Genomic DNA, 26,801 nt, shown 5'->3' with positions numbered 1-26,801 from the left:
ATGGCGGGCAACGCCCCCGGGGCGCGAAAGAGCCGGCTATTCGAAGACGATGGCCGGCGCGCCGCGCCCGCCCTTGCCCTCGATCGCCTGGAGTTCCTGCCAGACCCGCGTGGCGATCGCGCGATAGGTCTTTGCCGCCGCGCCCTCCGGATTGGAGACGACGACGGGCGTGCCGGCATCGGAGGTCTCGCGGATATCCATGGTCAGCGGCACCTCGCCGAGGAAGGGCACGCCGATGCGCTCGGCCTCCTTGCGCGCGCCGCCATGGCCGAAGATGTCATAGCGGTTGCCGGTGTCGGGTGCGATGAAATAGCTCATGTTCTCGACGATGCCGAGCACCGGCACCTCGACCTTCGAGAACATGTTGAGGCCCTTGCGCGCATCGATGAGCGCGAGGTCCTGCGGCGTCGAGACGATGACGGCCCCGGCGAGCGGCACCTGCTGGGCCATGGTGAGCTGGGCGTCGCCCGTGCCGGGCGGCATGTCGACGACGAGCACGTCGAGCTCGCCCCAGGCGACCTCGCGCAGCATCTGCATCAGCGCCGACTGGATCATCGGCCCGCGCCAGATCATCGCCACCTCCTCGTCGACGAGGAAGCCCATGGACATGACCTTGATGCCGTAGTTCTCCATCGGCTTGATCGTGCGGCCCTCAAGCTGCTGCGGGCGGCCGGAGATCTTCAGGAGCCGCGGCATGGAGGGGCCGTAGATATCGGCGTCGAGGATGCCGACACGAAGGCCGTTCGCCTTCAGCGCCAGGGCGAGGTTGACGGAGGTGGTGGATTTTCCGACGCCCCCCTTGCCCGACGCGACGGCGATGATGGCGCCGACGCCGGGAATGCCCGATTTCGTGCGCTGCGGCGGCTGGCCGGGTGCGGCATGGGCGTGGCCGGCATGGCTGCGCGCATCGCCGCGGCCGGGCGGCGGCGGGGTGGGCGCGCGCGCGGCGGCCGGGCCGGTTGCGGCGCGCTTGTCCGCCGTCAGCGCCACCATGGCGGCCTTGATGCCGGGGATTTCCTTGACGACACGCTCGGCGGCGGCGCGCATCGGGTCCAGCTCGCGGGCCCGCTCGGCCGGCACGGTGATGGAGAAATAGGCCTTGCCGTCGGAGATGAAGACATCAGAGACGAGGCCGAGGTCGACGATGTTGCCGTCCATGTCGGGGCCGCGCACCGTGCGCAGCCGTTCCAGCACCTGTTCCTTGCTTACGTCAGTCATGAAACCCTCGATAGACCCGTCGCGGCATCGGGCCGCGGCCCTGTTTTGCGTAGATAGTGCACGGAAGGGCGCGCGCCAAACGTTTTCGCCCGCGACGGAAAGCCTCGGCTCCCGCTCAGGCGATCAGCCCGCGGCGGATGGCCTTGACCACGGCCTGGGTGCGGTTGACCGCTTCCAGCTTGCGCGTGACCTGGTTGAGGTAGTGGTTCACCGTATGCTCGGACAGGCCGAGGATCTCGGCGATCTCCAGGCTGGTCTTGCCCGCCGCCGTCCAGCTCAGGCACTGGATCTCGCGTTCGGTGAGCACGACCTGGCCGGATTTCCAGGCGGCGCCGATCTCGGCAAGCCGGTTGAAGAGGTGGACGGAGATCATCTGCAGCATCAGCCGCTCGTCACGGCCGAGCGTCGGGCTCTCGCCGCCCCAGACGATGGCGCCGCGGTTGCCGAGCGCATCGTGCACGGGGAAAAAATGGCCGGTCAGCATGCCGTGGCCGGTCATGACGTCGAGCAGCTCGCTGAAATCCGTCTGCTCGGAGGATTCGCCGATCCATTCCCGCATGTCATAGGAAAACGGCACGGTGGTAAGCCGCAGCTTGCGGATGCCGGCGCTGTGGCGAACCATGCGCAGGGCATCGTATTTCGCCAGGATCTCCTGCGGCCAGTTGCTGACGATGGAATAGGCCGACAGCTTTTCCGCCTCGAAACCCGGCAGGTTGAAGACAATGAAGAACTTGAGCCCGTATTCCTCGCACTTGCGCCGCATATAGCGCACGATGTCGAACTGCGTTTCGAGAGCGGCGATCTCGCTGCCTTCGTCCCGTAGCTGGTTATCGGTGCTGCTCGTTTCGTCAGCCGTCATGGTTCCCCGCAATTTTGTTCTTGGCCTTGAGCAATTGGAGCGGAACCGCACGCATTCCAGAAAGTCGCAAGGTTTTTTTATGCATCAGTTCAAAAGCCCAGCGCGAATCGCCTTGGCGACCGCCTGGACCCGGTTGACGGCATCAAGCTTGCGCGTCGCCCGGTTGAGATAATGATTGACCGTATATTCCGAAAGGCCCAGGATTTCAGACATTTCCACGCTCGTCTTGCCGGCGGAGGCCCAGGACAGGCACTCGATCTCGCGGCGCGAGAGCGAGACGTTCTGCCGGCGGCCGGCACGCAGCTCGATCACCTCGGTGAAGATGAGGTTCGCCACCGCATTGAGCTCGGCCATCTCGCGCGGATTGAGCGCCTCGCGCGTGCCGCCGAAGGCGAGCGCGCCGCGCAGGCCGGCCGAATTGTGGGCCGGGAAATAGGCCCCGCGCGACAGGCCGTGCCGCTCGAAGAGGTTTGCCGCGATCATCGCCTTGCCGTCGGCCCTGCGGCGGTTCGTACGCTCCGCATCATAGGTGAAGGGATTGGTGCTCTGGCGCAGGCGCTCGACGACGGGGCTGCCGAAGATCAGGCCGGCATGGTCGTAGGTCTTGAGCATCTCGTCCGGCCAGGACGTCAGCAGAACGTTGGAGGAGAAGTCGGTCGAGGTTTCCGAGGGTACGTTGATCAGGAGATAACCGCGAAGGCCGTAATGCTTGGCAAGGCCGTCCAGCGTTTCGGCAACATCCTCCTGCGAACCAAGCGCGGCGGGACCCGGATCCCACCGGTGCCGGAACTGTGCAGATGCCGTATGAAATCGATCGGCCATATCCATCTTCCTTCAGCACGCACGCGCCCGTACGGCAAGAACTGCCGTCACAATGCACTGCTTGCCTCAGGAACCCCCGTATCCCAATGCAAGTATGTTCGATGAACCGCGCCTCAAGTTCGCGGTGAGCGACGCAACTCGTGAGCTGGTCGTGAGGGAAGCTAATGATGCCCCTACTCCGCGTCCAGCGCGATTTTCTAATTTACCGTAAAATGGCGTCAGAAGACAACCATGCCACCATTTGCCGACCTCCTCCCTCGACTTACCGTTGCGGACCGAGACGGGCGGACAACTCCGCCATGATGCCGCCGGCCGCATGACGCACACGCGGCGCCCAATCATCAAGCTGCGCCTCGCCGACACGGTAGGCCGGCCCCGTCACCGAAACGCCGGCGACGAGCGCGCGGCCGGCGTCGAAGACCGGCGCAGCGACGCAGCGGATGCCCGGCTCGTGCTCCTCCCGGTCGAAGGCGATGCCGCTTGCGCGGATCTGCGCCAGCTCGTCGAGCAGCGCCGCCCGGCTGGTGATCGTCTGCGGCGTGAAGCGGCGGAGCTGCAGCCCCGACAGGATGGCGTCGAGCGCCTCGGCATCGAGCGCGGCGAGCGCCGCCTTGCCGACACCGGTGCAATAGACCGGCGAGGCATTGCCGATCTGCGAATTCATGCGCACGGCCTGCCGGCTCTCCACCTTGTCGAGATAGATGATCTCCCGCCCGCGCAGGACGCCGAGATGCACGGTCTCGCCGGTCTGCCGGTGCAGCGCTTCGAGAAAAGGCGCGGCGACGGCGCGGAATTCGTTGCGCGCCCAGCTTGCCGAGGCAAGCTTCAGAAGGCGCAGGCCGGGCACATAGGCGTGATCGGGGCGCAGCTCCAGCAACCCTTCCTGCACCAGATGGGAGAGCTGGCGGTGCAGCGTGCCGCGCGGCTGGCCGCTGACGGCGAGCACGTCGGTGAAGCGCATGGGGCGTTCGGCGAGCGCCACGGTCTCCAGCACCGCCATCGCCTTGCCGAGCGTGCCGGTGCCCGCCTCCTCGTCCCGTTCGTTTGCCATCATCACAACCCCGGCCCATCCCTTGACAGGCCGCCATGGTAGCGGAATAATTCCGAATAATCAAACTCAGTTCCAAATAATGGAATTAATGGGAGAATGAAGATGGCGGGCCGCTATCCGGACCTCGCAGGACAGGGCGTTCTCGTCACCGGCGGCGGCTCGGGCATCGGCGCGGCGCTGGTGAAAGGCTTTGCCGCTGCGGGCGCCCGTGTCGCCTTCCTCGACATTGCCGAGGCGGAGAGCCGCACCCTGGTCTCGGAACTCGAAGGCGCGGTCGAGCACCTGCCGCTTTATATAAGGACGGACCTTCGCGACATCGACGCACTGCGCCGGGCGGTCGAACAGGCCGCCAGCGCGCTCGGCGGCCTCAGCGTGCTCGTCAACAATGCGGCGCGCGACGACCGGCACGATCTGGAAACCGTCGAGCCCGACTATTGGGACGAGAACCAGGCGGTGAATCTCCGCCACCATTTCTTCGCCGCCCAGGCCGTGGCACCGCATATGCGGGCGGGCGGCGGCGGGGCGATCGTCAATTTCTCCTCCATCGCCTTCCTGCTCAACATGGGCGAGTTCCCCGGCTATGCCACCGCCAAGGCCGGCATCATCGGCCTCACCAAGTCGCTCGCCGGCCGGCTCGGGCCGGACAATATCCGCGTCAACGCCATCCTGCCCGGCATGGTGCTGACCGAGCGGCAGAAGCGCCTGTGGATCGATGAGGCGGCGGTGGCCGGCGGCATCGCCCGCCAGTGCCTGAAACGCTCGCTCATCGCCGACGACATGGTCGGCCCCTGCCTTTTCCTGGCGTCGGATGCCTCCGCCGCCATAACCGCACAAACGCTCATCGTCGATGGAGGCATGCTCTGATGACCGCACCCGAACCCGCTTATGTCGCGGTCGACTGGGGAACCTCCAGCTTCCGCCTCTGGCTCATCGGCAGGGACGGCGACGTGCTCGCCGAGCGCCGCAGCGGCGAAGGCATGACGACCGCCGCCCGCACCGGCTTTGCCGAGGTGCTGGAAAGCCATCTTGCCGCCGTTTCGGCACCCGCCGGCCTGCCGGTGCTGATCTGCGGCATGGCCGGGGCGAAGCAGGGCTGGGTCGAGGCCGGCTATCTCGACACGCCCGCCGCGCTTGCCGATATTCCCGCCGCTGCCGTACGCATTCCCGGCGCCGCCGCCGACATCCGCATCCTGCCCGGCCTTGCCCAGCGCGATGCGGCCGCGCCCGATGTCATGCGCGGCGAGGAGACCCAGCTTCTCGGCGCCGCCGCCGCGCTCGGCGAGGGCGACCACCTCGTCTGCATGCCCGGCACGCACAGCAAGTGGGTGCGCCTTTCCGGCGGAAAGGTCGCGGGGTTCTCCACCTTCATGACCGGCGAGCTGTTCGAGGCGATCGCCAGGAACACGATCCTCAGCCACGCCATCGCCGAGGCGGGGCCGATTTCCGGCGACAACGCCGCCTTCCGCGCCGCCGTCACGCGCATGGTGGCCAATCCGGCGCTTGCCACGAGCCAGCTCTTCTCCGTGCGCGCCGGCTCGCTGATCGCGGGGCTTTCGCCTGTCGATGCCAAGGCGCGCCTTTCCGGCACGCTGATCGGCCTGGAGATCGCCGGCGCCCTCTCGCTCGTCGCCGAGGGCACGCCCGTCGCGCTCGTCGTGTCCGGCGGGCTCGGCACGCTCTACAAGGACGCCCTTGCCGCCGCCGGCATCTCCCCCGCCGTCATCGATGCCGACACCGCCGTGCGCAACGGCCTTGCCGCGGGCGCAAGAGCCCTCTGGTCCCTCTGAACATGCACTGCAATGCAAATCCACGCACCCGGACGTGCTCCCGAGAAAGCTGAACCGATGAACCGCATATCCTTTCCCCCGATGAAATACCCGCTGATCGCCATCCTGCGCGGCCTGAAGCCGGGCGAGACCGAGGCCGTCGTCGGCGCGCTGATCGAGACGGGCTTCACCGCGATCGAGATCCCGCTGAACTCGCCCGATCCGTTCACCTCAATCGAGACCGCCGTGAAGATGGCGCCGCAGGACTGCCTGATCGGCGCCGGCACCGTGCTGACCGTCGCGGATGTCAACCGGCTCGCCGATGTCGGCGGACGGCTGATGGTGAGCCCGAATGTCGAGCCCGACGTCATCGCCGCCGCCGCCGCCAAGGGCATGGTGACGATGCCGGGCGTCTTCACGCCGACCGAAGCGCTCGCCGCCGCGCGCGCCGGGGCAACGGGGCTCAAGTTCTTCCCCGCCAGCGTGCTCGGCCCCGCCGGCATCCAGGCGATCCGCGCCGTGCTGCCGGCCGACCTGGAGATCGCGGCCGTCGGCGGCGTCTCGGAGAAGAATTTCGCAGATTATGCCGCGATCGGCATCCGCAGCTTCGGCCTCGGCTCCAGCCTCTACAAGGTGGGCATGGGCGCCGACGAGGTGCGCGCCCGCGCCCGCGCGACGATCGAAGCCTATGACGCGGTCTATGGAGGCGGGAAATGAGCGAGACCCATTCCTTCACCGGCCGCATCCTGTGCGGGACGGCCTGCGAACTCGGCGAAGGCCCGACCTACGATCCGGCGACGGACAAGGCTTTCTGGTTCGACATCACGGGCCGCACGCTGCATGAACTGCACCTTGCGACCATGACCAAGGCGACGCATGCCCTGCCCTTCCTCGGCAGCGTGCTCGCCGTCGTCGATCCCGAGCGCCAGCTCATCGTCTCCGACCAGGGGCTTTTCCTGCGCAGGGCCGCCGATGGAACGCTCAGCCCCTTCGCCACGCTGGAGGACAAGCCGCAGAACCGCTCCAATGACGGGCGCGTGCACCCGTCCGGCGCGCTGTGGGCGAGCACGATGGGCCGCAAGGCGGAAAAGCACGCCGGCGCGATCTATCATATTGCCGGCGGGACGGTGACGAAGCTCTTCTCCGACATCACCATCCCGAACGGCATCTGCTTCTCGCCGGACGGCAGCATCGGCTATTTCACCGACACGGATGTCAATCACCTGATGCGCGTCGCGCTCGACCCGAAAACCGGGCTGCCCATCGGCACGCCCGAAATGCTCAGCGACGAGACCGGCACGCCCGGCGGCGTGGACGGCGCGGTCTGCGATGCGGACGGCCTGATCTGGAATGCACGTTGGGGCGCCAATGCCGTCGATGTCTACAGGCCCGACGGCACGAAGATCGCCCGTCATTTGGTGCCCGCCGCGCAGGCGAGCTGCCCGGCCTTCATCGGCGAGAAGGCCGACCGGCTCTTGGTGACGTCCGCCTGGCAGGGCATGGACGCGGCCGGGCGCCTTGCCGATCCGCATGCCGGCCAGACCTTCGAGCTTGGGGTTCCGGTAAAGGGACGTTTCGAGCCGAACTTCGCACTCTGACGACGCATTCAGCCAGGAGCAGGCTGCGATCTTGCGTCCGCTTCTGCGCTAAAAATGCATGGCCGCAATCAAAAAGAAGGCAATTTTCATCGGAACCAAAACCGGACGTCGCCGTTCCTTGTCCATCAGCCGGTGCGGACAGCCCTTTTCAAGTCTGCCGCGCCTTGATGCCAACGAGACGAAAGGCAGGTTCAAAATGACCAATAAGTTTCTCACTTCCGTTGCCGCTGGTGCACTCTTCCTCGGCGCGGCAATTGCCCCGGCAGCTTACGCACAGGACACCAACCAGCCGGCCGGCGACCAGACCCAGACGATGGAACAGCAGCCGGGCCTGACCGGCGATGACGCAACGGGCACCACGCCGGGCGACACCGCTGCAAACCCGGGCACGCCTGCAACCGAGGATACGGCCCAGACGCCGGCAACCGGCACGGCCACCGAAGACACGGCTCAGACCCCGGCAACGACCCCGACCGAGGACACGGCCCAGGCTCCGGCTGCCGGCGGTGACTATCTGACGGCCCAGTCGCCGGAACAGATCAGCGCCAACACCTATCTCGGCCAGACCGTCTACAACAGCGCCGATGAAAGCATCGGCAAGATCAGCGACCTGATCATGGAGAAGGACGGCGGCATCACCGCAGCCGTTGTCGGTGTCGGTGGCTTCCTGGGCATCGGCGAGAAGTGGGTCGCCGTTCCGTTCGAGAAGATCTCGATCACGCAGGTTCCGGACTCGGACGACGTCAAGCTGACGACGACCGAAACCGCCGAAAGCCTGCAGGCCGCGCCGGAATTCAAGACCACGGCGCAGCAGGTTGCCGAACGCCAGGCCAATACCCCGGTCGACACCTCGACGACCTCGTCGACGACCGATACGGGCACGGCTCCGGCCACCCAGCCGGTCGAATAATCCGGCAGGTTCCCTCTGATCTCCAGCCCGGTGGCACATCCCTGCGCCACCGGGTTTTTCGTCGTGCCGTTGAAAGGCGTCAATACCAGGCGTCGGCCATCGCGGCCTTCTTGCGGTCCATGTAATCGCACAGCGCCTCGTCGATGGCCGCGTCCAGCGGTGGGGCCTCGTATTCGGCGAGCGTCTTCTTCCACTGGCGGTTGGCGCGGGTCGCCATGTCGGTCGAGCCGCCCTCCTCGCTCCACTTCTCGAAGGGCTCGTTGTCGGACAGCGTCGAATCCCAGAAGGCCGTCTGGTAGTTGCGCATCGTGTGATCGCAGCCGAGGAAGTGGCTGCCGGGGCCGACCTGGAGGAAGGCGTCCATGGCCAGCGTGTTGTCGTCGACCGTGACGCCGGCGAGATAGGAATGCAGCGCGCCGCACAGATCCGCATCCATCACGAACTTCTCGTAGGACATGGAGAGCAGGCCGTCGAGGAAGCCGGCGGAATGCAGGATGAAGTTGGCGCCGCAATGCACCGCCGACAGCATGGACATCAGCCCTTCCTGCATGGCCTGGCCGTCCGGCAGCTTGGAGTTCGAGAAATTGCCGGCGCAGCGCAGCGGCAGCTTCAGGCGCCGGGCGAGCTGGCCGACGACCATGGAGCCGATGGCCGGCTCCGGCGTGCCGAAGGTGGGCGAGCCTGACCGGAGCGACATGGAGGAGAGGAAATTGCCGAAGATGACCGGCGCGCCCTTCCTCTCAAGCTGGGTCAGCGCGCAGCCGGCGAGCGTTTCGGCGAAGGACTGGGCGATGGCGCCGGCATTCGTCACCGGTCCCATGGCGCCGCCGAGGATGAAGGGCACGATGACGGCGGCCTGGTTGGCGCGGGCATAGGCGCGCAGCGACTTCGTCATGGTGCCGTCCCAGACGAGCGGCGAGTTGACGTTGACATTGCCGAGGATGACGCAGTTCTTGTCGACGAAATCGGCGCCGAACAGGATGCGCGCCATGTCGATGGAATCCTCCGCGCGCTCCTCCGCGGTGATCGAGCCCATGAAGGCGCGGTCGGAATATTTGATATGGCTGTAGACCATGTCGAGATGGCGCTTGTTGACGGGGATGTCGACCGGCTCGCAGATCGTGCCGCCGGAATGGTGCAGCCAGGGGCTCGACTGGGCGAGCTTGATGAAGTTGCGGAAGTCCTCCAGCGTGCCGTAGCGCCGGCCCTTGTCGAGATCCATGACGAAGGGCGAGCCATAGGCCGGCGAGAAGACCACCTTGTTGCCGCCGATCTCGACATTGTTGGCGGGGTTGCGGGCATGCTGGGTGAACTCGGCAGGCGCGGAGGAGACGATCTCGCGCAGCATGCCGGGCTCGAAGCGCACGAGCAGGCCCTCCACCTTCGCTCCGGCGCGCTTCCAGTGGTCAAGGGCGGCGGGATCGTCGCGGAACTCGATGCCGACCTCGGCCAGGATGCGGTCGGCCGTCCGTTCGATCTTCTGAAGGTTCTCCTCCGACAGCACGTCATAGGTCGGGATGCCCCGCACGATATAGGGAACGCCGAGCGCCTTGGCGCCCTCCCGCCGGGCCGGGCGCGTCCTGCCCCTGCGTGCCGGTGCTTCGATCGTCGCTGCGTCTGCCATTGCCGCCTCCATAATCCTGAGCGAGGCTAAGCGTGATTGCACGCCTTGTGACGCTGGAAAAAACTTACGAAGACTATAAGCTATATTTATGGAAACCCTGCGCCGCCTGCTCCCCTCCGCCTCCAGCCTCATCATCTTCGAGGCCGCCGGGCGGCACCAGAATTTTACCCGCGCGGCCGCCGAGCTCGGCATGACGCAGGCGGCCGTCTCCTATGCGGTGCGCAACCTTGAGGAACAGCTCGGCGTGGCGCTCTTCCACCGCATCCACCGCGCCGTGGAGCTGACCGATGCCGGCGAGCGCTTCCATGCGGACGTGACGCTCGGCCTGTCGCGCATCCAGAAATCGGCGGAGGACATTCGTGCCAAGGGGCGGGAGGCGAATGTGACGCTGGCCGCCTCCACCGCCTTCGCCTCGATGTGGATGCTGCCCCGGCTCGCCAAGCTGCGCGCCGACCTTCCCGATATCGACCTGCGCATCCAGACCAGCGTGCGCGACCTCGACCTCGACGAGGAACCGATCCCGCTCGGCATTCGCGGCGGCGATCCGGCGAAATGGCCGCGCTACCATGCCGCGCTGCTGGCGCCGGAGGTGATCACGGTGGTGGCGAGCCCCGCCTTCGTCGAAAGCCGCGGATATCCGGGAACGCCGGAAGAACTCTTGAAACTGCCGCTCATCCATCTGGAGGAGCCGGTACGGGCGGCCTGCGACTGGCCGGAATGGTTCGCCAGCGCCGGCGTGCGCTATCCGGCGCAGGCGCGCCGGCTCGCCATCAACGATTATGTTCTGGTGATCCAAGCGGTGCTGGCGGGGGAAGGCGTCGCGCTCGGCTGGCGGCACCTCATCGACGGGCAGGTGCGCTCGGGCGCGCTCGTCACCGTCGGCGGCCATGTGCTGAAGACGGACGACGCCTTCTACGTCGTCTGGCCGCGCTCGCGCGAGCTCAACGGCCCGGCCCGGCGGGTGCGCGACTGGCTGCTGGAGGAAGGCCGGCTGGGCCGGAGCGGCGAGGCCTGAACCTCAGCGGCGCAGGACCGGCCGCACCTCTTCGTGGAAGAAGCGGAAATAGGAGGTGATCTGCGCGAGCGCGTTGGTCGACAGCTTGTATTCGATGCCGAGGCGGCCGTTGGAATACCAGCGCACCGTGCCGCTGAGCCTGCCCAGTTCCTCGCTCTCGACCGTCACCAGTTGGCCGGCCATGGCCTGGATGGGCTTTTCCACATCGAAGGCCATGCCCGTCGGGGAAAGGTCGATGACGCGCGCCCGCGTCGACTGGTGCATCACCCGCACGGTCGCGAAAATGCGCACCCTGGAACGGCTGTTCGCCCTGACGGGCATTTCCTTGATGGTCGTCATCCGTGGCTCCCCTCACGAACATTCACTCTGGAGCCGACCATACCGGAGGTTGTTTGCCATCCGGCTAAACAGATGCCTGCAATTTTAACGATGTGGCCCATCGGGAGACAGGGCTTCAGCCGACGGCCCGGCCCTCGACGCTGACATAGCGATCGGACAGGTAGCGCATGGTGGCGACGGCATCCTGCGGCTTGCCGTAGAAATAGCCCTGCCCCATGCCGCAGCCGAGCGCCTTCAGCTTCAGCGCCTCGGAGAAATCCTCGATGCCTTCGGCGACGACGGCAAGGTCGAGGCCCTCGCACATGGCGACGATCGCCTTGATGATGTGCTCGGAGGCCTTGTCGTTGGAAATGCGCGAGACGAAGGCACGGTCGATCTTCACCTTGTCGAAGGTGAAATCGCGCAGGCGCCCGAGGCTCGACTGGCCGGTGCCGAAATCGTCGAGCGAGATGCGCACGCCCGCCGCGCGCAGTTCCCCGACGATCTTCTGCGCCGTGTCGGCATCCGTCATCACCGCGGTCTCGGTGATCTCCAGCTCCAGCCGGCGCGGATCGAGCCCCACGCGGTTGAGGATCGCCAGCGTGTTGAAGGCGGTCTTCGGGTCCATAAGCTGGGCGGAGGAGAGGTTGAAGGAGAGGAAGAGCTCCTTCGGCCAGGACAGCGCCGTCTCGGCCGCCTTGCGCAGCAGCGTGTCGGACAGCGCGTCGATGAAGCCGCGCTCCTCGGCAAGCGGCACGAAGGTGGCGGGCGAGACATAGCCGAGATCGGCATCGCACCAGCGCGCCAGCGCCTCGAAGCCGACGACCGTGTCGTCGCGCAGGCTGACGATCGGCTGGAAATGCACGTCCACCTCATTGGCGATGATGGCATTGCGCAGCGCCTGCTCGAGCTGCGTGGCGCGCTTCATCTCCTGGGCGATTTCCTGGGAATAGACGGTGATCTGCCCGCGGCCGCGGCGCTTGGAGCGATAGAGGGCCGTATCCGCGCTCTTCAGAAGCTCGGTGAAGTCCTCGCCGGCAAAGGGGAAGATGGCAAAGCCGAAGGAGGCCGAAAGGCGCACGTTGCGGTCGCCGAGGTCGAAGGGGGCGGACAGGACCTCGCGCAGCATCTGGCCGATCTTCTCCGCGCCCTTGCGTTCGAAGACCAGCGGCAGCACGAAGGCGAACTCGTCGCCGCCGTGGCGGGTGACGGTGGCGCCGTCGGGAACGCAGGCCTTCAGGCGATGGGCGACCTGGCAGAGGATCTCGTCGCCCGCGCGCGGGCCGAAAAGGTCGTTGATCGGCTTGAAGCCGTCGAGATTGGCGATACCGATGGCGAAGGGCGCCGGGTCCTCCTCGCGCTCCTTGGCGATCTGGCGCACCTTGTCGCGCAGCCGGTAGAGGTTGCCGAGCCCGGTGAGCGGGTCCGTATAGGCCATGGCATGGAGGTCAGTCTGGGAAACATCCAGCGCTGCAGGTTCAGCAGACTTCATCAATGATTTCCCGTACTTGCACGCGACCTCCGAGGATGGTTCCACGATGAGGCATGACCGTTAACAAAAACATAGCAAACGATCGTCACTCCTGCCCACCGCCCTCCCCAATTCTGGGGAGTTGACCGGTCCGGTTCAACTTACGCGACAGATTTCTCCGGTTGCTTGGCGGCGTAGCGGCGATAGATCGCTTCGATCATGTCGGGGCTGACCGGCTTGGTGATGTAATCGTCCATGCCGGCCTCCATGCAGTTCTGCATGTCGACATTGAGCGCCTGGGCGGTGACGGCGACGATGGGCGTGTGGGTGCCCGTCAGCTTCTCCGCCTCGCGGATCTCCATCGCCGCGTCGATGCCGTTCATCACGGGCATGGAAATGTCCATCAGCACGAGGCGCGGCTGGTGCTTGCGCCAGAGCATCACCGCCTCCTCGCCGTTCTCGGCGATGCGGTGCGAGATGCCCATGCCTTCGAGGATCTGCGAGAAGACGAACTGGTTGATCTGGTTGTCCTCGGCCACGAGCACCTCGATATCGCCGACGGCGCCCGGCAGCATGACGGAAATGTCCGTCGCGATGTACCAGTCGTCCGACAGCGACACCGGCGTGAGGATGTCGCCGAGCGGCGAGGCGTTCTGCGAGAGCAGTTCGTGTTCCTCGGCGAGCGTGCGCATAAAATCCGGGCCGATGCCGTCGGGCGCGATCACCCGCGTGGCGATGCCGTGCTCGTTGGAAAGGATGCGCTCGTGGTCCGGCAGGTTGTCGTCGATCACCACGAGGGCGATCGAAATCCCCTGGCGGGCGGCAAGGGCGAGGAAGGCGTCGTGCTCGTGGACGCTGCGCACCGCGCAGCAATCCGCCCCGCGCGCCCGGAATTCGCCGACCAGGATCTCCTCGATGCGCGGATTGGGCGTGGCGATCAAGGCGCGCCTGCCGGCCAGCGCCCGCAGCTCCTCGCCGTTCAACTGTTCGAGCAGCAGCCGGCGCTCCGCGTCGCGCACCGGATCGAAGCAGTTCTGTGCCTCCACGAAGCCACCGGGCACGCTGAGCAACACGTCGCCGTCATCCGACATCGCCCTGTTGCCGGCGACGAGCGCGGTCACGTCCTCCATGACCGTGACGATGGCATGGTGGCCCGGCGCGCCGATGCGGTATTTCCGGGTGATGGCGTAGAGATCGGAGCCGTCGGCGCGGATGACATGCTCCGGCACGCTGTAGGGCTCGCCCGTTTCCAGCACCGTACGGTCGGACCGCTCGATGCGCTCGGCATTTTCCGCATCCGCGAGGTCCCAGACCGAGCGGCCGAGAATGCCGTCTGCATTGGCATTGTAGATCGCGCAGAAGGCCCTGTTGGCGGCGATATAGGTGAAGTTGCGGTCCTTGATGACGACCGGCGACGGTAGGGTCTCCAGGATCTCCTCGGTCAGCGCGATGCGTTCGAGATCCGAGCGCCACTGCTCTTCCTGCTTCTTCTGCTCGGAGACGTCGACCAGCGTGGTGACATTGTAGCCGCTCGGCAGGCGGCGCTTGCGGAAATGGATCCAGCGGTCGCGACCGAGCCGCTCGACGGCGTCGTGCTGCTCGCGCCAGTGGGCCGAGATGCGGGTGGAAATCCACTCCTCGCGGTTGACGGCCTTGTGGCGCTGATCGGCCGGAATGCCGTAGCGCACGCCGCTGTCGAAGATGGCGCCGAGCACGTCGCGCAGCCGCGTGCCCGCTTTCAGCGTATCGGCGGGAATGGGAAAGTAGCGCAGGACCTGGCGGCTTGCAAAGACGAGGCAATCGTTCTTGTCGTAGACGATCACGGCGGCGGCGAGGATATCGCACGCGGCCTCAAACATACCCAGCCGGATGTTCGCGTCTGGCGACGCTACATCATTCATAGTGGCAGACCTCGCCTGTCTGGCATTCCCGGACACATGCTGATCGGTGCGTCCTGCACCTTCGGACAGAGGGGAATGACAGCGGCCAGCGACGCTGAAATTGTCCACCGGGAAACCGGCCGGCTTGTGTTCATACAAACCTCCGCGCACGTTGGCAGCATTTTATTAAAGCCTGATTAAACGATTTGCGGCCGCCCTGCGCCCGCAAGGCGGGATAAACCAACTTGCCCCTTCCAAGGCCCCGCCGAATCCGCGAAAATGGTGGCATGACGATCAGGCAGCTTTCCGAAACCCTCATCAACCAGATTGCCGCAGGCGAGGTGATCGAACGGCCGGCAAGCGCTGCCAAGGAGCTGATCGAGAACGCGCTGGACGCGGGCGCGACGCGCATCGAGATCGCAACGGCCGGCGGTGGCAAGACCTTGCTGCGCGTCACCGACAATGGCAGCGGCATGGCGCCCGCCGACCTGGAACTGGCGATCCGCCGCCATTGCACCTCGAAGCTCGACAAGGATCTGCTCGACATCCGCACGCTGGGTTTCCGCGGCGAGGCGCTGCCCTCCATCGGGTCCGTGGCGAAGCTCTCGCTGCTCAGCCGCACGGCGGAGGCCGGCGAGGGTGCGGAGATCAGCGTGACCGGCGGCAAGGTGGCGCCGGTTCGGCCGGCCGCCGCCAACCGCGGCACCGTCGTCGAGGTGCGCGACCTGTTCTTCGCAACGCCCGCCCGCCTGAAATTCCTGAAGAGCGAGAAGGCCGAGGCCTCCGCCATTTCCGACGTGGTGCGGCGCATGGCGATCGCCTTTCCGCAGGTGCGCTTCGTGCTGTCGGGCTCCGACCGCACGACGCTGGAATTTCCCGCGACGGGCAGCGACAGGCTCGCCCGTATCGCGCAGGTGCTCGGCCGCGATTTCCGTGACAATGCCATCGCGATCGATGCGGCGCGCGAGGGCGTCCGGCTCACCGGCTTTGCCGGCGTGCCGACCTTCAACCGCGGCAACAGCCTCAACCAGTTCGCCTTCGTCAACGGCCGGCCGGTGCAGGACAAGCTGATCTGGGCGGCGCTACGCGCCGCCTATGCCGAGACCATCCCGCACGGGCGCTATCCCGTGGCGGTGCTGGCGATCGAGATCGACCCGGCGCTCGTCGACGTCAACGTGCATCCGGCGAAATCCGACGTGCGCTTCCGTGATCCGGGCCTGGTGCGCGGGCTCATCATCGGCGCGATCCGCGAGGCGCTCGCCCGCGAGGGCGACCGGGCGGCAACGACCGGCGCGGCCGGCCTGATGCGTGCCTTCCGGCCGGAGGCGCAGCGCCCGCAGACGCCCTGGAGCCCGGCAGCCTCGCCCTATCGCCCCTTCGAGACGGCGGGCGCCGCGGCGCCGCATTTCAGCGAGAGGCAGGCCGGCTTTGCCGATTTCGCCGCGCCCTCGGCGCGCAGCGAACCGGCCTTCGCCCCTCCCTCCACCGCGCCGCGGGACGAGGAGCCGCCGCAGCGCCACCCGCTCGGCGCGGCACGCGCGCAGCTGCACGAGAACTACATCGTCGCGCAGACCGAGGACGGGCTCGTCATCGTCGACCAGCATGCGGCGCATGAGCGGCTGGTCTTCGAGGCGATGCGCAACGCCCTCCATGCCCGGCCGGTGCCGGCGCAGGCCCTGCTCATCCCCGAGATCGTCGACCTGCCCGAAGACGATTGCGACCGGCTGGTCTCCCATGCGGAGGAGTTCGCCCGCCTCGGCCTCGGCATCGAGCGCTTCGGGCCGGGCGCCGTCGCCATCCGCGAGACGCCGGCCATGCTCGGCGAGATGGACGCGGCCGGGCTCGTGCGCCAGCTTGCCGACGAGCTTGCCGAATGGGACACGGCGAGCGGGCTGAAGAGCAAGCTGGAATATCTGGCGGCGACCATGGCCTGCCATGGCTCGGTGCGCTCGGGCCGGCGCATGCGGCCGGAGGAGATGAACGCGCTCCTGCGCCAGATGGAGGCGACGCCCGGCTCCGGCCAGTGCAACCACGGCCGGCCGACCTATATCGAGCTCAAGCTTTCCGACATCGAGCGGCTGTTCGGGCGGAGCTAGAGCATGTCGCGCAAAGGTGTGCAGCGGTTTGGCGATAACGACATGCGAAAAATCAACGACCGAAAGCGCCAGGAGCGAATCGGAAGATCGCGACGCGCTTTAGGCGGGAACATGCCTTGCTTGCCCGCAGCCGGCCGCGTGTGCGGCGAAAAGGCTGGAATTTTCACCCTTGCCGGGATATGGCACGATATTGACCGCGCGGTCGGCGCGTGACCCCTCAATGAGACGGATATTGAGATCGATGATGAACCGTTTTGAAGGACGCGGCAGCCGCGAAGCGAAGATCCGCTATCTCGACGGCGATTTCCAGATCCTGATGCCTGGCTCCCACGTCATCTGCGCGATGACCGGCGAGACGGTGCCCGTCGACGAACTGCGCTACTGGAGCGTCGCGCGGCAGGAGCCCTATGCCACCGCCGAGGCCTCGCTGGAGGCCGAGAAGCGCGCCGGCGCGCTGCCGACGCAGAAGAGGCAGTAGGCAGTAGGCAGTAGGCAGTAGGCAGTAGGCAGTAGGCAGTAGGCAGTAGGCAGTAGAGACTGACTGGGGACGCGGTAGCGTCAATTCCCTATTGGCTCTATTGCCTAATGCCTACCCCCTTCCCGCTCTTTCGCGGCCAAGCGGTGCAGCTTGCGCCGCCTTGCGCTGACAATCGCCGCATCGATGATCGCGTCCGGGCCCTTGGGGTCGTCGAAGCGGATTTCCACCTCGATCACCCGGCTCTTTTCCTTCAGCTCCTGCGCGCGGCCGTGCTCGCCGGCAAGGCGAACGCCGTCCTTCGCCGTGGTGACGAGCTGGTAGCCGACGCCTTCGGCGTGGTCGAGGAGTTCCGCGACCTCGTCCTCGGAGAGGTGATGGTGGTCGGGGAAGCTGCGCGTCACGTAGAGATGCGCGCCCGTCTCGGTGACGGTGCGGAAGAACTTCTCGTTGTCGGCAATGCCCGACCAGGCCATGACGACCTTGTCGGCGAGGTCTTCCGCGCCGACGGTGACGAGGGTGGCGGAGTGGATCGCCTTGCCGGCCCGCGCCGCCTGGCGGATCAGCGCGTCGGCGGCATTGCCGTTGCCGATCGCCAGAAGCGCGTTCGCCTGGCGCATCTGCTCGGCAAGCGGCGCGCGCACCGGCCCGCCCGGAACGAGATGGCCGTTGCCGATGCCGCGGCGGCTGTCGATGACGAGCAGCGCATAGTCGAAGGTGAGCTGCGCGCTCTGGAAGCCGTCGTCCATGATGATGAGGTCGGCGCCCTCCTCCACCAGCCTGCGCGCGCCCTTGACGCGCCGGCGCGAAATCACGGTCAGCGCCTCGCGGGCGAGCAGCAGCGGTTCGTCGCCGACGGCGCGGGCGCGGTGATGGTGCGGATCGACGACGGTGGTCACGTCGAGCGAGCCGCCATAGCCGCGCGACAGGAAGCCGGGCTTGAGGCCCCGCGCCTTGGCGGCGCGGGCGAGCGCGATGGCCGTCGGCGTCTTGCCGGCCCCGCCGACGGTGAAGTTGCCGACGCAGATGACGGGCACGGCCACCTCGGCACGGCGGCCCTTGCGCATGCGCCGGCCGGCGATCAGGCCGTAAAGGCGCGAGACCGGCCAGAGCGCATAGGCCCGCCAGTCAGGCTTCGTCCACCAGAAAGGCGGCGCTTCACTTACCATTCCGTCCCCCGCGGGCATCCCGACCCGGCTCCTTGCAGCAAACGCGAGAAGTTGCGGAAAATCAACCGCGGGAATTGCGGGCGTACGGTTCGCAGTAGCAGCCTATCGCCGCAAAAGGAGAGCGATCGCCTGTGAATGATCGAGAGGTCATCACATGGGCGCATACCCCCCTCTGCCCTGCCGGGCATCTCCCCCTCAAGGGGGGAGATCGACAAGCGGCGTGAACCTCGCTCAATTCGCGACGTTAAAGACGCGCAGAGCGCTGCTCCATCCAATCTCCCCCTTGAGGGGGAGATGGCCGGCAGGCCAGAGGGGGGTAGCCCAACCCGCTCACGCCACCGGACGCGCGATGGCCGCCTCGGGCAGGAGCGGGACGAGTTCGGTGATGTCGGCAAGGCAATAGTCGGAGGCGTCCGAAAGCGATTCCCGCGAGCCGGTGCCTGTCAGCACCGCGACGTTGAGGCCCGCGCCGGCATTGCGGCCCATATGCATGTCGTGGTTGTTGTCGCCGACGACGGCGACCTGGTGCGGCGCAAGGCCAGTCGCGGCGCAGAAGCCGAGCACCATGCCCGGCTGCGGCTTGGTGCCGAAGCCGCTGTCGTAACCGGCGACATAATGCAGGTAGCCCTCGAAGCCGAAGCGCTTCGCCGTCGCGCGGATCGAGGCCTCGTTGTCGCTGGAGGCAACGCCGAGCCAGTAGCCGCGGGCATGCATGGTGGCGAAGAACTGCGCAAGGTCCGTGACGGCGACGGCAAGCTGCGCCGAATTGGCGAAGAGCCCGTCGAAATGGGTCGCCAGCGCCTCCACCGTGAAGGGCGCGCCGGCCGCGACCATGCCCTCGGCGATCTCCACCGTGTTGCCGGCGGCCAGCAGGCTGTCGGGCGTGACATAGCCGGTGTCGGGGTCCATGCCGCCGGCCAGAAGCAGCGTGCGGGCCAGCGCCTCGTCGCCGGCGGCGGCGATGCGCGCAAGCTCGTAGTTCACCGGCACCCAGCTCTTGGCATAGTCGAGCAGCGTCCCGTCCTTGTCGAAGAGGATGCCGGAAATGGTCTCAGCCTTGGACATGACACGCCTTTCGTCAGGACGTCTGGCGCGGATGCAGCCGCGCCTTCACGGTGAGCGGGTTGATATAGGGCTCCAGCCCCTTGATGGTGGCGCGCAGCGCCCCGCGCATCTCCTGCACGGTCTCCTGCCCGGCCTCGATCATCTGCTTGCGCATCTCGTCGTTGACAAGGAGATAGTGCACGCCCTTGGCCAGCATCTCCGTGTCGCGCACCATCTTGGCGCTGCCGTTGCGGGCGAGCTGCTGGTAGGCCTCGCGGAAGTTCTGCACATTGCCGCCGGACAGGATCGCGCAGCCGAGCATGGCCGGCTCCAGCGGGTTCTGCCCGCCTTCGGCGAACAGCGAGCGGCCGACGAAGGCGATCTCCGTCATGCGGAGGTAGAGGCCCATCTCGCCGATCGTGTCGCCGAGGAAGATGTCGGTCTGCGGCGTCAGAACGTCGCCGCGCGTGCGGCGGGCGACCTTCAGGCCCCGCGCCTCCAGCATGTCGGCAATGGCGTCGCTGCGCTCGGGATGGCGCGGCACGATGATGGTGAGCAGGCCCGTGCGTTCCTTCAGCACCCGGTGCACATCGCCGGCGGCCGCCTCCTCGCCTTCGAAGGTGGAGATCGCCGCCCAGGTGCGCCGGCCCTGGATCTGGTCGAGATAGCTGCGCAGTACGGCGGAATCGGCCGGCGGCGCGTCCGTGTCGACCTTGAGGTTGCCGGAGACCAGCACCGGCAGGGCGCCGAGCGTGCGGAACCGGTCGGCATCGAGCTCCGACTGGGCGATGACGAGGGCGAAATTCTCGAAGATGGCGTCGGCGATGGCATGGCGCCGCTTCCAGCGCGGGAAGGAGCGATCCGAGATGCGCCCGTTGACCAGGACCTGCGGGATATGGCGCTTGCCGAGCTCCAGGATGGTCATCGGCCAGATCTCCGATTCCGCCATGATGGCAAGGTCGGGATGCCAGTATTCCAGGAACCGGCTGATCGCCGGCTTCAGGTCGAGCGGCACATACTGGTGGATGACATCCGTGCCCAGGCGGTCGCGCACGACCTTGGCGGACGTGATCGTCCCCGTCGTCAGCAGCACGGCGATGCCGCGGCGGCGCACTTCCTTGATGAGCGGGATTACCGCGTTGGTCTCGCCGACGCTGGCCGCATGGAACCAGACGAGCGGCCCCGCCGGGCGCGGCACGCTGGCATAGCCGTAGCGCTCGCGGCGGCGGGAACGGTCTTCCTTGCCCTTGGCGGCCCGGAACGTGAGATAGGGGCTGACGATCGGATAGAGCGCGACGCCGCCCCAGCGGTAAAGCGAAAGCGCGAAACGGGCGAGGCGCCTGCTCATGCGCAGGTGACCTTGGTTGCAGCTTTCGTCTTGTTCGGGATCATGGAAGGTCCGGTCTCTGGTTCGGCGCGGCGTCGAGCCGCGCGGAACGGTGTCGGGAAACGCGCCTCAGTTCTGCTGCGGATCCAGAAGCCGGTGCATGTGCACGATGAAATAGCGCATATGCGCATTGTCCACGGTCTGCTGTGCCTTCGACTTCCAGGCGGTGAGCGCGGAGGCATAGTCGGGGAAGATTCCGACGATATCGAGATCGTTGAGATCACGGAACTGCATGTCTGCCAGCGTCGTCAGTTCGCCGCCGAAAACCAGATGGAGGAGCTGTTTCGGTTCTTTGCTTTCGGTCATGTTTTCTCTCTTTTCATGATGCCGATTTCGGCAATGGGTTTGCGGTATTCCGCATCAAAGGTCAATGGCCGGCAAGGTGCCGGGAGGCCTCGACAAGCCCGGAAAGCCGGGACAGTCCGGCCGCCGCCAGCGTGTCGTGGCTGACGGCCGGCCGGTTGTAGGACAGCGCCTCGCCGTCGAGCATGACGAGCGCGCCGCCGGCCTGCGCGAGGATGAGATCGGCGGCCGCCAGATCCCAGTCGTGGGCGTTGCGCTTCACCAGCGTTGCGTCGATGCGCCCGTCCGCCACCATGGCGAGGCGGTAGGCGAGCGAGGGCACATGGGAGATGCGCTGCACGCCGCCGATCATGTGCCGGTCGATGCCGTGCGCCATGTCCTCGGGCGCGGCGATGCGCGTCGGGCGGGCGGCGTCCGGATCGGTCGCGCGGATCGGCTGGCCGTTCTTCAGCGCCGCGCCGCCGGCCGCCGCGGTGAAGAGTTCGTCGAGCGCCGGGGCGAAGAGGACGCCGGCGACCGGGCGGCCTCTGTGCACCACGGCGGCGCTGACGCACCACACGTCCTTGCCGGCGATGAAGGCGCGCGTGCCGTCGATCGGGTCGATGACGAAGACCGTCTCGCAGTCGAGCCGGCCGGCATCGTCGTCGGTCTCCTCCGAGAGCCAGCCGTAGTTCGGCCGGGCGGAGAGCAGCTCCTTCTTGAGGATGTCGTTGGCCGCGAAATCGGCCGCGCTCACCGGCGAGCGGCCGCCATTCTTCCACCAGACCTCCGGTCCCTTGCGGAAGAAATCGAGCGCCCGGGCCCCCGCAAGCCGCGCGGCACCGGTGAGAAGATCGAGGTCGGCGGTCCAGGCGGTGGCGGGGCTCGGCATGGTCTCACGTCCCGGCAAGCGTCATGCCTTCGATGGCGAGCGTCGGCGCGGCGGTGCCGAACGAGCGGTCGATGTCGCTTGCCGGCGTGATGCGCAGGAACATGTCGACGAGATTGGAGGCGATCGTCACCTCCGAGACCGCGAAGGTCAGCTCGCCGTTCTCGATCCAGTAGCCGGAAGCACCGCGCGAATATTCGCCCGTCACCATGTTGACGCCCTGGCCGATCAGCTCGGTGACGTAGAAGCCGGTGCCGACGGAGCGGATCAGGTCCTCCGGCGCAATGTCGCCGGGTTCCAGCGCAAGGTTCGTCGAGGCCGGGTTGACCGCCGTGCCGCCGCGCACGCCACGCCCGTTGGTTTTCAGGCCGAGCTCGTTGGCCGTGGAGGTGGAGAGGAACCAGTGCTTGAGCACGCCGTCCTCGATCATCGTGAGGCGCTGGCCGCGCACACCCTCGCCGTCGAAGGGACGCGAGGACGAGCCGCGCACGATCAGCGGATCGTCGGTGACGGACAGGCCCGCCTTCAGCACCTGCTGGCCCATGCGGTCGCGCAGGAAGCTCGTCTTGCGGGCGACGGCGGCGCCGTTGATCGCGCCCGCGATGTGACCGGCAATGCCGCGCGCCACGCGCGGATCGTAGACGACGGTGACGTTCTTCGCGGTCGGCACCTGGCGCGGGTTGAGCCGGCGCACGGCGCGGGCGGCCGCCTCTCGGCCGATCTCTTCGGCATCGCGCAGATCGGCGAAATAGAGGCTCGAATCGAAGTCGTAGTCGCGCTCCATCTTCGTGCCCTCGCCCGCGATGACGCTGACGGAGCGGCCGAAGCGGCTGGCGCTGTAGGCGCCGGAAAAGCCGTGCGAGGTGGCGAGCACCAGGCCGCCCATGCCGGCCGAGGCCCCGCTGCCGCCGGAATTGGTGATGCCGGGGACGGCGAGCGCGGCGGCCTCCGCGGCAAGCGCCGCCTCGGTCAGTTGATCGGCGGAGACCTCGGTCGGATCGAAGAGTTCGAGGTCCGGCCAGTCCTTGGCAAGATCCGCCTCACCGGCGAGCGTGGCATAGGGGTCTTCCGGCGAGGCCTTGGCCATGGCGACGGCGCGCTCGGCGAGCACCTTCAGGTCGAAGCCGGGATTGGCCGAGACGCTGGCGACGCGCCGGCCGACGAAGACGCGCAGCGAGAAGTCGTCACTCTCGGAGGCCTCCGTGCCCTCGACCTTGCCGAGCCGCACGCTGACGGAGGAGGAGCGCCCCCGGACGACGACGGCATCGGCCGCATCCGCCCCTGCTTGTACGGCGCGGTCGATGAGTTCACCGGCACGCGCGAGAAGGCTTGCGGAATCGATCGTCTCTGACATGACTTGGCCTTTCTTTGCTGCCCCATTTATTGTGCACGCGCACGGGCATCAAGGGAGGCCGCTCCTTTTTTGCCGCGTTGCCGGCGTCCCATCAGAAGAAAGCCCTCCGCATGGCCTATACCCACAGCCCGTACAACGAGGTCCTCATGATGCTCGGCGGGGCGCTGCTGGCCGCGCCGATCTTCAAGCGGCTGGGCCTCGGCACCATTCTCGGCTATCTCGCCGCCGGGGTGGTGATCGGTCCGATCCTGCACCAGATCCGCGACGGGGAGGAACTGCTGGGCGTCGCCGAACTCGGCGTCGTCTTCCTGCTCTTCCTGATCGGGCTGGAACTGAAGCCCTCGCGCCTGTGGGCGATGCGGCACGACATCTTCGGGCTCGGCATGGCGCAGGTCGTCGTCACCGGGCTTGCGCTCGCCGGCCTGACCCTCGCCTGCGGCCTCGAACGGTGGGACGGGGCGCTGATCATCGGCTTCGGCCTCGCGCTCTCTTCCACCGCCTTCACCATGCAGATCCTCGACGAGCGGGGCGACATCAACACGCGCTACGGCCAGCGGGCCTTTTCCATGCTGCTCCTGCAGGACCTCGCCATCGTGCCGCTGCTGGCGGTGATCCCGCTGCTCGCAGAACAGGCGCCGCACGACACGACGACGGCCTTCGAGGACTTCCTTGTCGCCATCGGCGCCATCGCGGCGCTGTTTGCCGCCGGCCGCTACCTGCTCAACCCGCTGTTCCAGGTGATCGCCCGCACCGGCGCGCGCGAGGCGATGATCGCCGCCGCGCTCTTCGTCGTGCTGGCCGCCGCCATGCTCCTTCAGATGGCCGGGCTCTCCATGGCGATGGGCGCTTTCCTCGCCGGCGTGCTGCTGGCCGATTCCTCCTATCGCCATGAACTGCAGGCGGATGTCGAGCCCTTCCGCGGCATCCTGCTCGGCCTGTTCTTCATGGCCGTCGGCCTGTCGCTGCATCTCGACGTCGTCTTTTCCCGTTGGCTGACGATCCTCATCGCCACCCCCGCCGTGATGCTGGTGAAGAGCCTCGTCATCTACGGCCTCTGCCGCTTCACCGGGTCCCCGCACAACGATGCGGTGCGCATCGCGCTCGTGCTGCCGCAAGGCGGCGAGTTCGGCTTCGTGCTGTTCACCGCAGCGTCGGCCGCCGGCATCTTTTCCGGCGGCCTCGCCTCGCTGCTGATCGCCATCGTCACCATCTCCATGGCGCTGACGCCGATCGCCGCGGCGCTCTCGCGCTTCCTCATCGTCGAGGACATCGAGGAAGAGATGGAGGAGGATTTCGAGGGCGCGGGCGCGGACGTGCTGATGATCGGCTTCTCGCGCTTCGGCCAGATCGCCGCGCAGATCCTCCTTGCCGGCGGGCGCGAGGTCACCGTCATCGACCATTCGACCGACCGCGTGCGCCAGGCGGCGAGCTTCGGCTTCCGCATCTATTTCGGCGACGGCACGCGCAAGGACGTGCTGCGCGCCGCCGGCATCGAGCGCGCCAAGATCGTCGCCGTCTGCACCCAGGGCAAGGCGACGACGGACCGCATCGTCGACCTCGTACAGTCGGAATATCCCAATGCCACGCTCTTCGTGCGCTCCTACGACCGGGTGCACACGCTGTCGCTGCGCGGACGGGGCGTGCAGCACGACGTGCGCGAGACCTTCGAATCCGCCCTCGTCTTCGGCCGGGAAACGCTGGAGGAACTCGGCGTGGAGCCGGACGACGCCCAGGCGATCGGCGACGACATCCGTCGCCGCGACCTCGCCCGGCTGGAGCTGCAGGCCGTCGAGGGCCTTGCCGCCGGCCGGCACATGCTGCACACCAAGCCGGTGAAGCCGGAACCGCTGGTCAAGCCGAGGAAGCTGGCGCTGGACGAGGAGGAGAGTGCCTGAGGGGGACCTCTCACCTGGAAAGTCCCCCCTCTGCCCTGCCGGGCACCTCCCCCTCAAGGGGGAGATCGGCAAGGCGCAAAAGACCTGCTCGATCAGCAACGCTGGAGATGGGCGAGACGGTTCTCCATCCAATCTCCCCCTTGAGGGGGAGATGCCCGGCAGGGCAGAGGGGGTATCCCGGATGCGGACTATGCCCGTCGCCTCAAACCGCCGACAGCTTCTCATCCAGCGCCCGCTTCAGCTCGTCGCGGATGCCAGCGGAGGCCGTCAGCACCTCATCGGCCTTGACGAAATCGAGCACGCGGAAGCGGCCGACATCGGGGCGGAGGAAGATGTCCGGCGCACCCTTTTCCAGCTTCAGCGTGACGATGGAGCGCATGGTGAGCTGGGTGGCGCCGTAGAGGCTGTCGATGCTGTTGGGCATGCCGGCCGTGCCGGCGGGCGGGTGGCCGATGACGTCGACGCCGATGGTGATGTCCGCCTTGCCGAGGAGATGATCGAAGGGCACCGGGTTCCACAGGCCGCCGTCGATCATCACCCGGCCGTTTATCACCACCGGGCGGAAGACGGCGGGCAGCGCGGCGGAGGCCGCGATCGCCGGCAAGAGCGGGCCGCTGTCGCAGACGCATTCGCACTGGGCGTAGTAATCCGCGGTGACGATCTTCAGGGGAATGGAGAGCCCTTCGAAGGTCTCCGGCAGCCTTTCCGGCAGGAAAGCCGTGAGGATGCGTTCCAGGTCGAACTGGCCGACGCGGAAACCGCGGGCGACGACCTCGGAAAAGCGGGTGGGCCGGAGGCTCCAGAGGCGGTTCATGATGCGGCCCGGATGGCCGATGGCGGCGAGCGTGTGCGCGCGGATTTCCCGGCCCGTCATGCCGGCCGCCATGGCCGCGCCCATGACGGCGCCGATCGAGGCGCCGGAGATCAGCACCGGGCGGATGCCGAGTTCGTCCAGCACCTCGATCACATGGATATGGGCGAGCCCACGTGCCCCGCCGCCGCCAAGCGCGATGGCGACGGTCGGACCGTCGGCCTGCGGCTTGCTTGCGGAAACGAGGGCGTCGGTCATGGCTCAGGTCTCCGGTTCGTTTCGGCAGCGCCGGCGAAAGGATCAGCCGGGGCGGTAGCGGTAGAAATGCATGCGCGTGTCGCCGAAGGTGCGGACCTCCAGCAGCTCGTAGCCATCGACGGCGGCAGGCTGAATATCGGCGCGCTCCTCGAGGATCGCAAGGGCACCCTCGACGAGCCAGCCGCCGCGGGCTGCCGCGTCGAGCGCCCGCTCGCCGAGGCCCCTGGCATAGGGCGGGTCGGCGAAGAGCAGATGGAACGGCTCCATCGTGCCGACACCGCCGAGCGCCGTCGCATCGCGCCGGAAGATCTTCGCGCGGCCGATCACGCCGAGCGCCTCGATGTTGGAATGCAAGAGTCCCCTGCCCTCGACGCCCTGCTCGACGAAGAGCACCGCGCGCGCGCCACGCGACAGCGCCTCCAGGCCGACGGCGCCGGTGCCGGCGAAGAGATCGAGCACACGCGTGCCGTCGAGCGCCTCGGGATAGGCGTGCGAGAGGATGTTGAACAGGCTTTCGCGGGTGCGGTCCGTCGTCGGGCGGATATCGTCCGACTTCGGCGTCGCGAGCGAACGGCCGCGGAATTCCCCGCCGACGATGCGCACGGCCGC

The 26,801-nt window shown here is 67.2% G+C and carries 25 protein-coding genes; 9 read left to right on the top strand and 16 right to left on the bottom strand.

The window, feature by feature from the left end; translation table 11 throughout:
- Positions 1–36: 36 nt before the first annotated feature.
- The 4 genes from shn_RS03790 to shn_RS03775 form a co-directional block, all read right to left on the bottom strand.
- On the bottom strand, positions 37–1,218 hold the full coding sequence (locus tag shn_RS03790; protein ID WP_064329225.1) for an Mrp/NBP35 family ATP-binding protein: 1,182 nt from the start codon (positions 1,216–1,218) through the stop codon (positions 37–39).
- 115 nt (positions 1,219–1,333) lie between these two features.
- Positions 1,334–2,077 (bottom strand): LuxR family transcriptional regulator, encoded by a 744-nt coding sequence (locus tag shn_RS03785; RefSeq protein ID WP_064329224.1) that lies wholly within the window; start codon positions 2,075–2,077, stop codon positions 1,334–1,336.
- A gap of 84 nt (positions 2,078–2,161) precedes the next feature.
- Complete coding sequence (locus tag shn_RS03780; protein ID WP_064329223.1) at positions 2,162–2,899, bottom strand: LuxR family transcriptional regulator; 738 nt, start codon at positions 2,897–2,899, stop codon at positions 2,162–2,164.
- A gap of 262 nt (positions 2,900–3,161) precedes the next feature.
- The gene (locus shn_RS03775) at positions 3,162–3,953 is read right to left on the bottom strand and encodes an IclR family transcriptional regulator (protein ID WP_064329222.1); all 792 of its coding nucleotides are present in this window, start codon (positions 3,951–3,953) and stop codon (positions 3,162–3,164) included.
- Between the two features lie 93 nt (positions 3,954–4,046).
- Between shn_RS03775 and shn_RS03770 the strand changes: the two genes are divergently transcribed.
- The 5 genes from shn_RS03770 to shn_RS03750 all read left to right on the top strand — a co-directional run bounded on the left by shn_RS03770 (position 4,047) and on the right by shn_RS03750 (position 8,224).
- Positions 4,047–4,814 (top strand): SDR family NAD(P)-dependent oxidoreductase, encoded by a 768-nt coding sequence (locus tag shn_RS03770; RefSeq protein WP_064329221.1) that lies wholly within the window; start codon positions 4,047–4,049, stop codon positions 4,812–4,814.
- Entirely contained in the window at positions 4,814–5,737 is a 924-nt protein-coding gene (locus shn_RS03765) for a 2-dehydro-3-deoxygalactonokinase (RefSeq protein ID WP_064329220.1), read from the top strand. Before shn_RS03770 ends, shn_RS03765 begins: the two co-directional genes overlap by 1 nt.
- 57 nt (positions 5,738–5,794) lie before the next feature.
- Positions 5,795–6,433: a 2-dehydro-3-deoxy-6-phosphogalactonate aldolase gene (locus tag shn_RS03760; protein ID WP_064329219.1), complete on the top strand. Its 639-nt coding sequence runs from the start codon at positions 5,795–5,797 to the stop codon at positions 6,431–6,433.
- Positions 6,430–7,314 carry an SMP-30/gluconolactonase/LRE family protein gene (locus tag shn_RS03755; RefSeq protein ID WP_064329218.1) on the top strand — a complete coding sequence of 295 codons (885 nt, stop codon included), beginning with the start codon at positions 6,430–6,432 and terminating at the stop codon, positions 7,312–7,314. The genes shn_RS03760 and shn_RS03755 overlap by 4 nt, the downstream gene beginning before the upstream one ends.
- 196 nt (positions 7,315–7,510) lie before the next feature.
- Positions 7,511–8,224, top strand: a complete 714-nt coding sequence (locus shn_RS03750) for a PRC-barrel domain-containing protein (RefSeq protein ID WP_064332414.1) — start codon at positions 7,511–7,513, stop codon at positions 8,222–8,224.
- A gap of 79 nt (positions 8,225–8,303) precedes the next feature.
- Here the strand turns inward: shn_RS03750 and shn_RS03745 are convergent, their stop codons facing one another.
- Positions 8,304–9,848, bottom strand: coding sequence for a trimethylamine methyltransferase family protein (locus shn_RS03745; protein WP_371328585.1), 1,545 nt, complete (start codon positions 9,846–9,848; stop codon positions 8,304–8,306).
- A gap of 88 nt (positions 9,849–9,936) precedes the next feature.
- Between shn_RS03745 and shn_RS03740 the strand changes: the two genes are divergently transcribed.
- Positions 9,937–10,863, top strand: coding sequence for a LysR substrate-binding domain-containing protein (locus shn_RS03740; protein ID WP_064329216.1), 927 nt, complete (start codon positions 9,937–9,939; stop codon positions 10,861–10,863).
- 3 nt (positions 10,864–10,866) lie between these two features.
- On the opposite strand, the gene shn_RS03735 is transcribed toward shn_RS03740, so the two are convergent.
- From shn_RS03735 to shn_RS03725, 3 genes are all read right to left on the bottom strand, one after another.
- Positions 10,867–11,202: a PilZ domain-containing protein gene (locus tag shn_RS03735; RefSeq protein ID WP_064329215.1), complete on the bottom strand. Its 336-nt coding sequence runs from the start codon at positions 11,200–11,202 to the stop codon at positions 10,867–10,869.
- 115 nt (positions 11,203–11,317) lie between these two features.
- Positions 11,318–12,673, bottom strand: a complete 1,356-nt coding sequence (locus tag shn_RS03730) for a bifunctional diguanylate cyclase/phosphodiesterase (protein ID WP_064329214.1) — start codon at positions 12,671–12,673, stop codon at positions 11,318–11,320.
- Positions 12,674–12,813: 140 nt separating this feature from the next.
- Positions 12,814–14,511, bottom strand: coding sequence for a response regulator (locus shn_RS03725; RefSeq protein WP_245337360.1), 1,698 nt, complete (start codon positions 14,509–14,511; stop codon positions 12,814–12,816).
- Between the two features lie 308 nt (positions 14,512–14,819).
- Between shn_RS03725 and mutL the strand changes: the two genes are divergently transcribed.
- Positions 14,820–16,628 (top strand): DNA mismatch repair endonuclease MutL, encoded by a 1,809-nt coding sequence (gene mutL / locus shn_RS03720; RefSeq protein ID WP_064329212.1) that lies wholly within the window; start codon positions 14,820–14,822, stop codon positions 16,626–16,628.
- 244 nt (positions 16,629–16,872) lie between these two features.
- Positions 16,873–17,106, top strand: coding sequence for a DUF2093 domain-containing protein (locus shn_RS03715; protein WP_064329211.1), 234 nt, complete (start codon positions 16,873–16,875; stop codon positions 17,104–17,106).
- Between the two features lie 104 nt (positions 17,107–17,210).
- Here shn_RS03715 and lpxK read toward each other — a convergent pair whose 3' ends face one another.
- From lpxK to shn_RS03685, 6 genes are all read right to left on the bottom strand, one after another.
- Complete coding sequence (gene lpxK, locus shn_RS03710) at positions 17,211–18,272, bottom strand: tetraacyldisaccharide 4'-kinase (protein WP_064329210.1); 1,062 nt, start codon at positions 18,270–18,272, stop codon at positions 17,211–17,213.
- Between the two features lie 330 nt (positions 18,273–18,602).
- A complete protein-coding gene (locus shn_RS03705; protein ID WP_064329209.1) occupies positions 18,603–19,337 on the bottom strand; it encodes an HAD family hydrolase in 735 nt (244 codons plus the stop codon).
- Between the two features lie 13 nt (positions 19,338–19,350).
- On the bottom strand, positions 19,351–20,664 hold the full coding sequence (gene waaA / locus shn_RS03700; RefSeq protein WP_064329208.1) for a lipid IV(A) 3-deoxy-D-manno-octulosonic acid transferase: 1,314 nt from the start codon (positions 20,662–20,664) through the stop codon (positions 19,351–19,353).
- 108 nt (positions 20,665–20,772) lie between these two features.
- On the bottom strand, positions 20,773–21,009 hold the full coding sequence (locus shn_RS03695; protein WP_064329207.1) for a DUF4170 domain-containing protein: 237 nt from the start codon (positions 21,007–21,009) through the stop codon (positions 20,773–20,775).
- 61 nt (positions 21,010–21,070) lie between these two features.
- Positions 21,071–21,877, bottom strand: coding sequence for a 3'(2'),5'-bisphosphate nucleotidase CysQ (locus shn_RS03690; protein ID WP_064329206.1), 807 nt, complete (start codon positions 21,875–21,877; stop codon positions 21,071–21,073).
- Positions 21,878–21,881: 4 nt separating this feature from the next.
- Positions 21,882–23,228, bottom strand: coding sequence for a TldD/PmbA family protein (locus tag shn_RS03685; protein WP_064329205.1), 1,347 nt, complete (start codon positions 23,226–23,228; stop codon positions 21,882–21,884).
- 110 nt (positions 23,229–23,338) lie between these two features.
- Here shn_RS03685 and shn_RS03680 point away from each other — a divergent pair, with 110 nt between their 5' ends.
- A complete protein-coding gene (locus tag shn_RS03680; protein ID WP_064329204.1) occupies positions 23,339–25,123 on the top strand; it encodes a monovalent cation:proton antiporter-2 (CPA2) family protein in 1,785 nt (594 codons plus the stop codon).
- A gap of 202 nt (positions 25,124–25,325) precedes the next feature.
- On the opposite strand, the gene shn_RS03675 is transcribed toward shn_RS03680, so the two are convergent.
- Both shn_RS03675 and rsmD read right to left on the bottom strand, forming a co-directional pair.
- The gene (locus tag shn_RS03675) at positions 25,326–26,192 is read right to left on the bottom strand and encodes a patatin-like phospholipase family protein (protein ID WP_064329203.1); all 867 of its coding nucleotides are present in this window, start codon (positions 26,190–26,192) and stop codon (positions 25,326–25,328) included.
- A 42-nt stretch (positions 26,193–26,234) separates the two neighbouring features.
- Positions 26,235–26,795, bottom strand: coding sequence for a 16S rRNA (guanine(966)-N(2))-methyltransferase RsmD (gene rsmD / locus shn_RS03670; RefSeq protein WP_064329202.1), 561 nt, complete (start codon positions 26,793–26,795; stop codon positions 26,235–26,237).
- Between the last annotated feature and the right edge of the window lie 6 nt (positions 26,796–26,801).

The sequence above is a fragment of the Shinella sp. HZN7 genome (assembly GCF_001652565.1).
In the GTDB taxonomy this organism is placed as follows: Bacteria; Pseudomonadota; Alphaproteobacteria; order Rhizobiales; family Rhizobiaceae; genus Shinella; species Shinella granuli.
The sequence above is the reverse complement of the archived record's forward strand: the minus strand, read 5'-3'. Positions and strand labels throughout refer to the sequence as shown.

Coding starts and splice junctions, on each gene's coding strand:
- shn_RS03775 (WP_064329222.1), bottom strand. CDS start 3,953: ATGATGGCAAACGAACGGGACGAGGAGGCGGGCACCGGCACGCTCGGC.
- lpxK (WP_064329210.1), bottom strand. CDS start 18,272: ATGGTAAGTGAAGCGCCGCCTTTCTGGTGGACGAAGCCTGACTGGCGG.
- shn_RS03770 (WP_064329221.1), top strand. CDS start 4,047: ATGAAGATGGCGGGCCGCTATCCGGACCTCGCAGGACAGGGCGTTCTC.
- shn_RS03725 (WP_245337360.1), bottom strand. CDS start 14,511: ATGTTTGAGGCCGCGTGCGATATCCTCGCCGCCGCCGTGATCGTCTAC.
- mutL (WP_064329212.1), top strand. CDS start 14,820: ATGACGATCAGGCAGCTTTCCGAAACCCTCATCAACCAGATTGCCGCA.
- shn_RS03750 (WP_064332414.1), top strand. CDS start 7,511: ATGACCAATAAGTTTCTCACTTCCGTTGCCGCTGGTGCACTCTTCCTC.
- shn_RS03765 (WP_064329220.1), top strand. CDS start 4,814: ATGACCGCACCCGAACCCGCTTATGTCGCGGTCGACTGGGGAACCTCC.
- shn_RS03715 (WP_064329211.1), top strand. CDS start 16,873: ATGAACCGTTTTGAAGGACGCGGCAGCCGCGAAGCGAAGATCCGCTAT.
- shn_RS03790 (WP_064329225.1), bottom strand. CDS start 1,218: ATGACTGACGTAAGCAAGGAACAGGTGCTGGAACGGCTGCGCACGGTG.
- shn_RS03785 (WP_064329224.1), bottom strand. CDS start 2,077: ATGACGGCTGACGAAACGAGCAGCACCGATAACCAGCTACGGGACGAA.
- shn_RS03695 (WP_064329207.1), bottom strand. CDS start 21,009: ATGACCGAAAGCAAAGAACCGAAACAGCTCCTCCATCTGGTTTTCGGC.
- shn_RS03780 (WP_064329223.1), bottom strand. CDS start 2,899: ATGGCCGATCGATTTCATACGGCATCTGCACAGTTCCGGCACCGGTGG.
- shn_RS03735 (WP_064329215.1), bottom strand. CDS start 11,202: ATGACGACCATCAAGGAAATGCCCGTCAGGGCGAACAGCCGTTCCAGG.
- shn_RS03675 (WP_064329203.1), bottom strand. CDS start 26,192: ATGACCGACGCCCTCGTTTCCGCAAGCAAGCCGCAGGCCGACGGTCCG.
- shn_RS03705 (WP_064329209.1), bottom strand. CDS start 19,337: ATGTCCAAGGCTGAGACCATTTCCGGCATCCTCTTCGACAAGGACGGG.
- shn_RS03745 (WP_371328585.1), bottom strand. CDS start 9,848: ATGGCAGACGCAGCGACGATCGAAGCACCGGCACGCAGGGGCAGGACG.
- shn_RS03730 (WP_064329214.1), bottom strand. CDS start 12,673: ATGAAGTCTGCTGAACCTGCAGCGCTGGATGTTTCCCAGACTGACCTC.
- shn_RS03680 (WP_064329204.1), top strand. CDS start 23,339: ATGGCCTATACCCACAGCCCGTACAACGAGGTCCTCATGATGCTCGGC.
- shn_RS03740 (WP_064329216.1), top strand. CDS start 9,937: ATGGAAACCCTGCGCCGCCTGCTCCCCTCCGCCTCCAGCCTCATCATC.
- shn_RS03685 (WP_064329205.1), bottom strand. CDS start 23,228: ATGTCAGAGACGATCGATTCCGCAAGCCTTCTCGCGCGTGCCGGTGAA.
- shn_RS03760 (WP_064329219.1), top strand. CDS start 5,795: ATGAACCGCATATCCTTTCCCCCGATGAAATACCCGCTGATCGCCATC.
- shn_RS03755 (WP_064329218.1), top strand. CDS start 6,430: ATGAGCGAGACCCATTCCTTCACCGGCCGCATCCTGTGCGGGACGGCC.
- shn_RS03690 (WP_064329206.1), bottom strand. CDS start 21,877: ATGCCGAGCCCCGCCACCGCCTGGACCGCCGACCTCGATCTTCTCACC.
- waaA (WP_064329208.1), bottom strand. CDS start 20,664: ATGAGCAGGCGCCTCGCCCGTTTCGCGCTTTCGCTTTACCGCTGGGGC.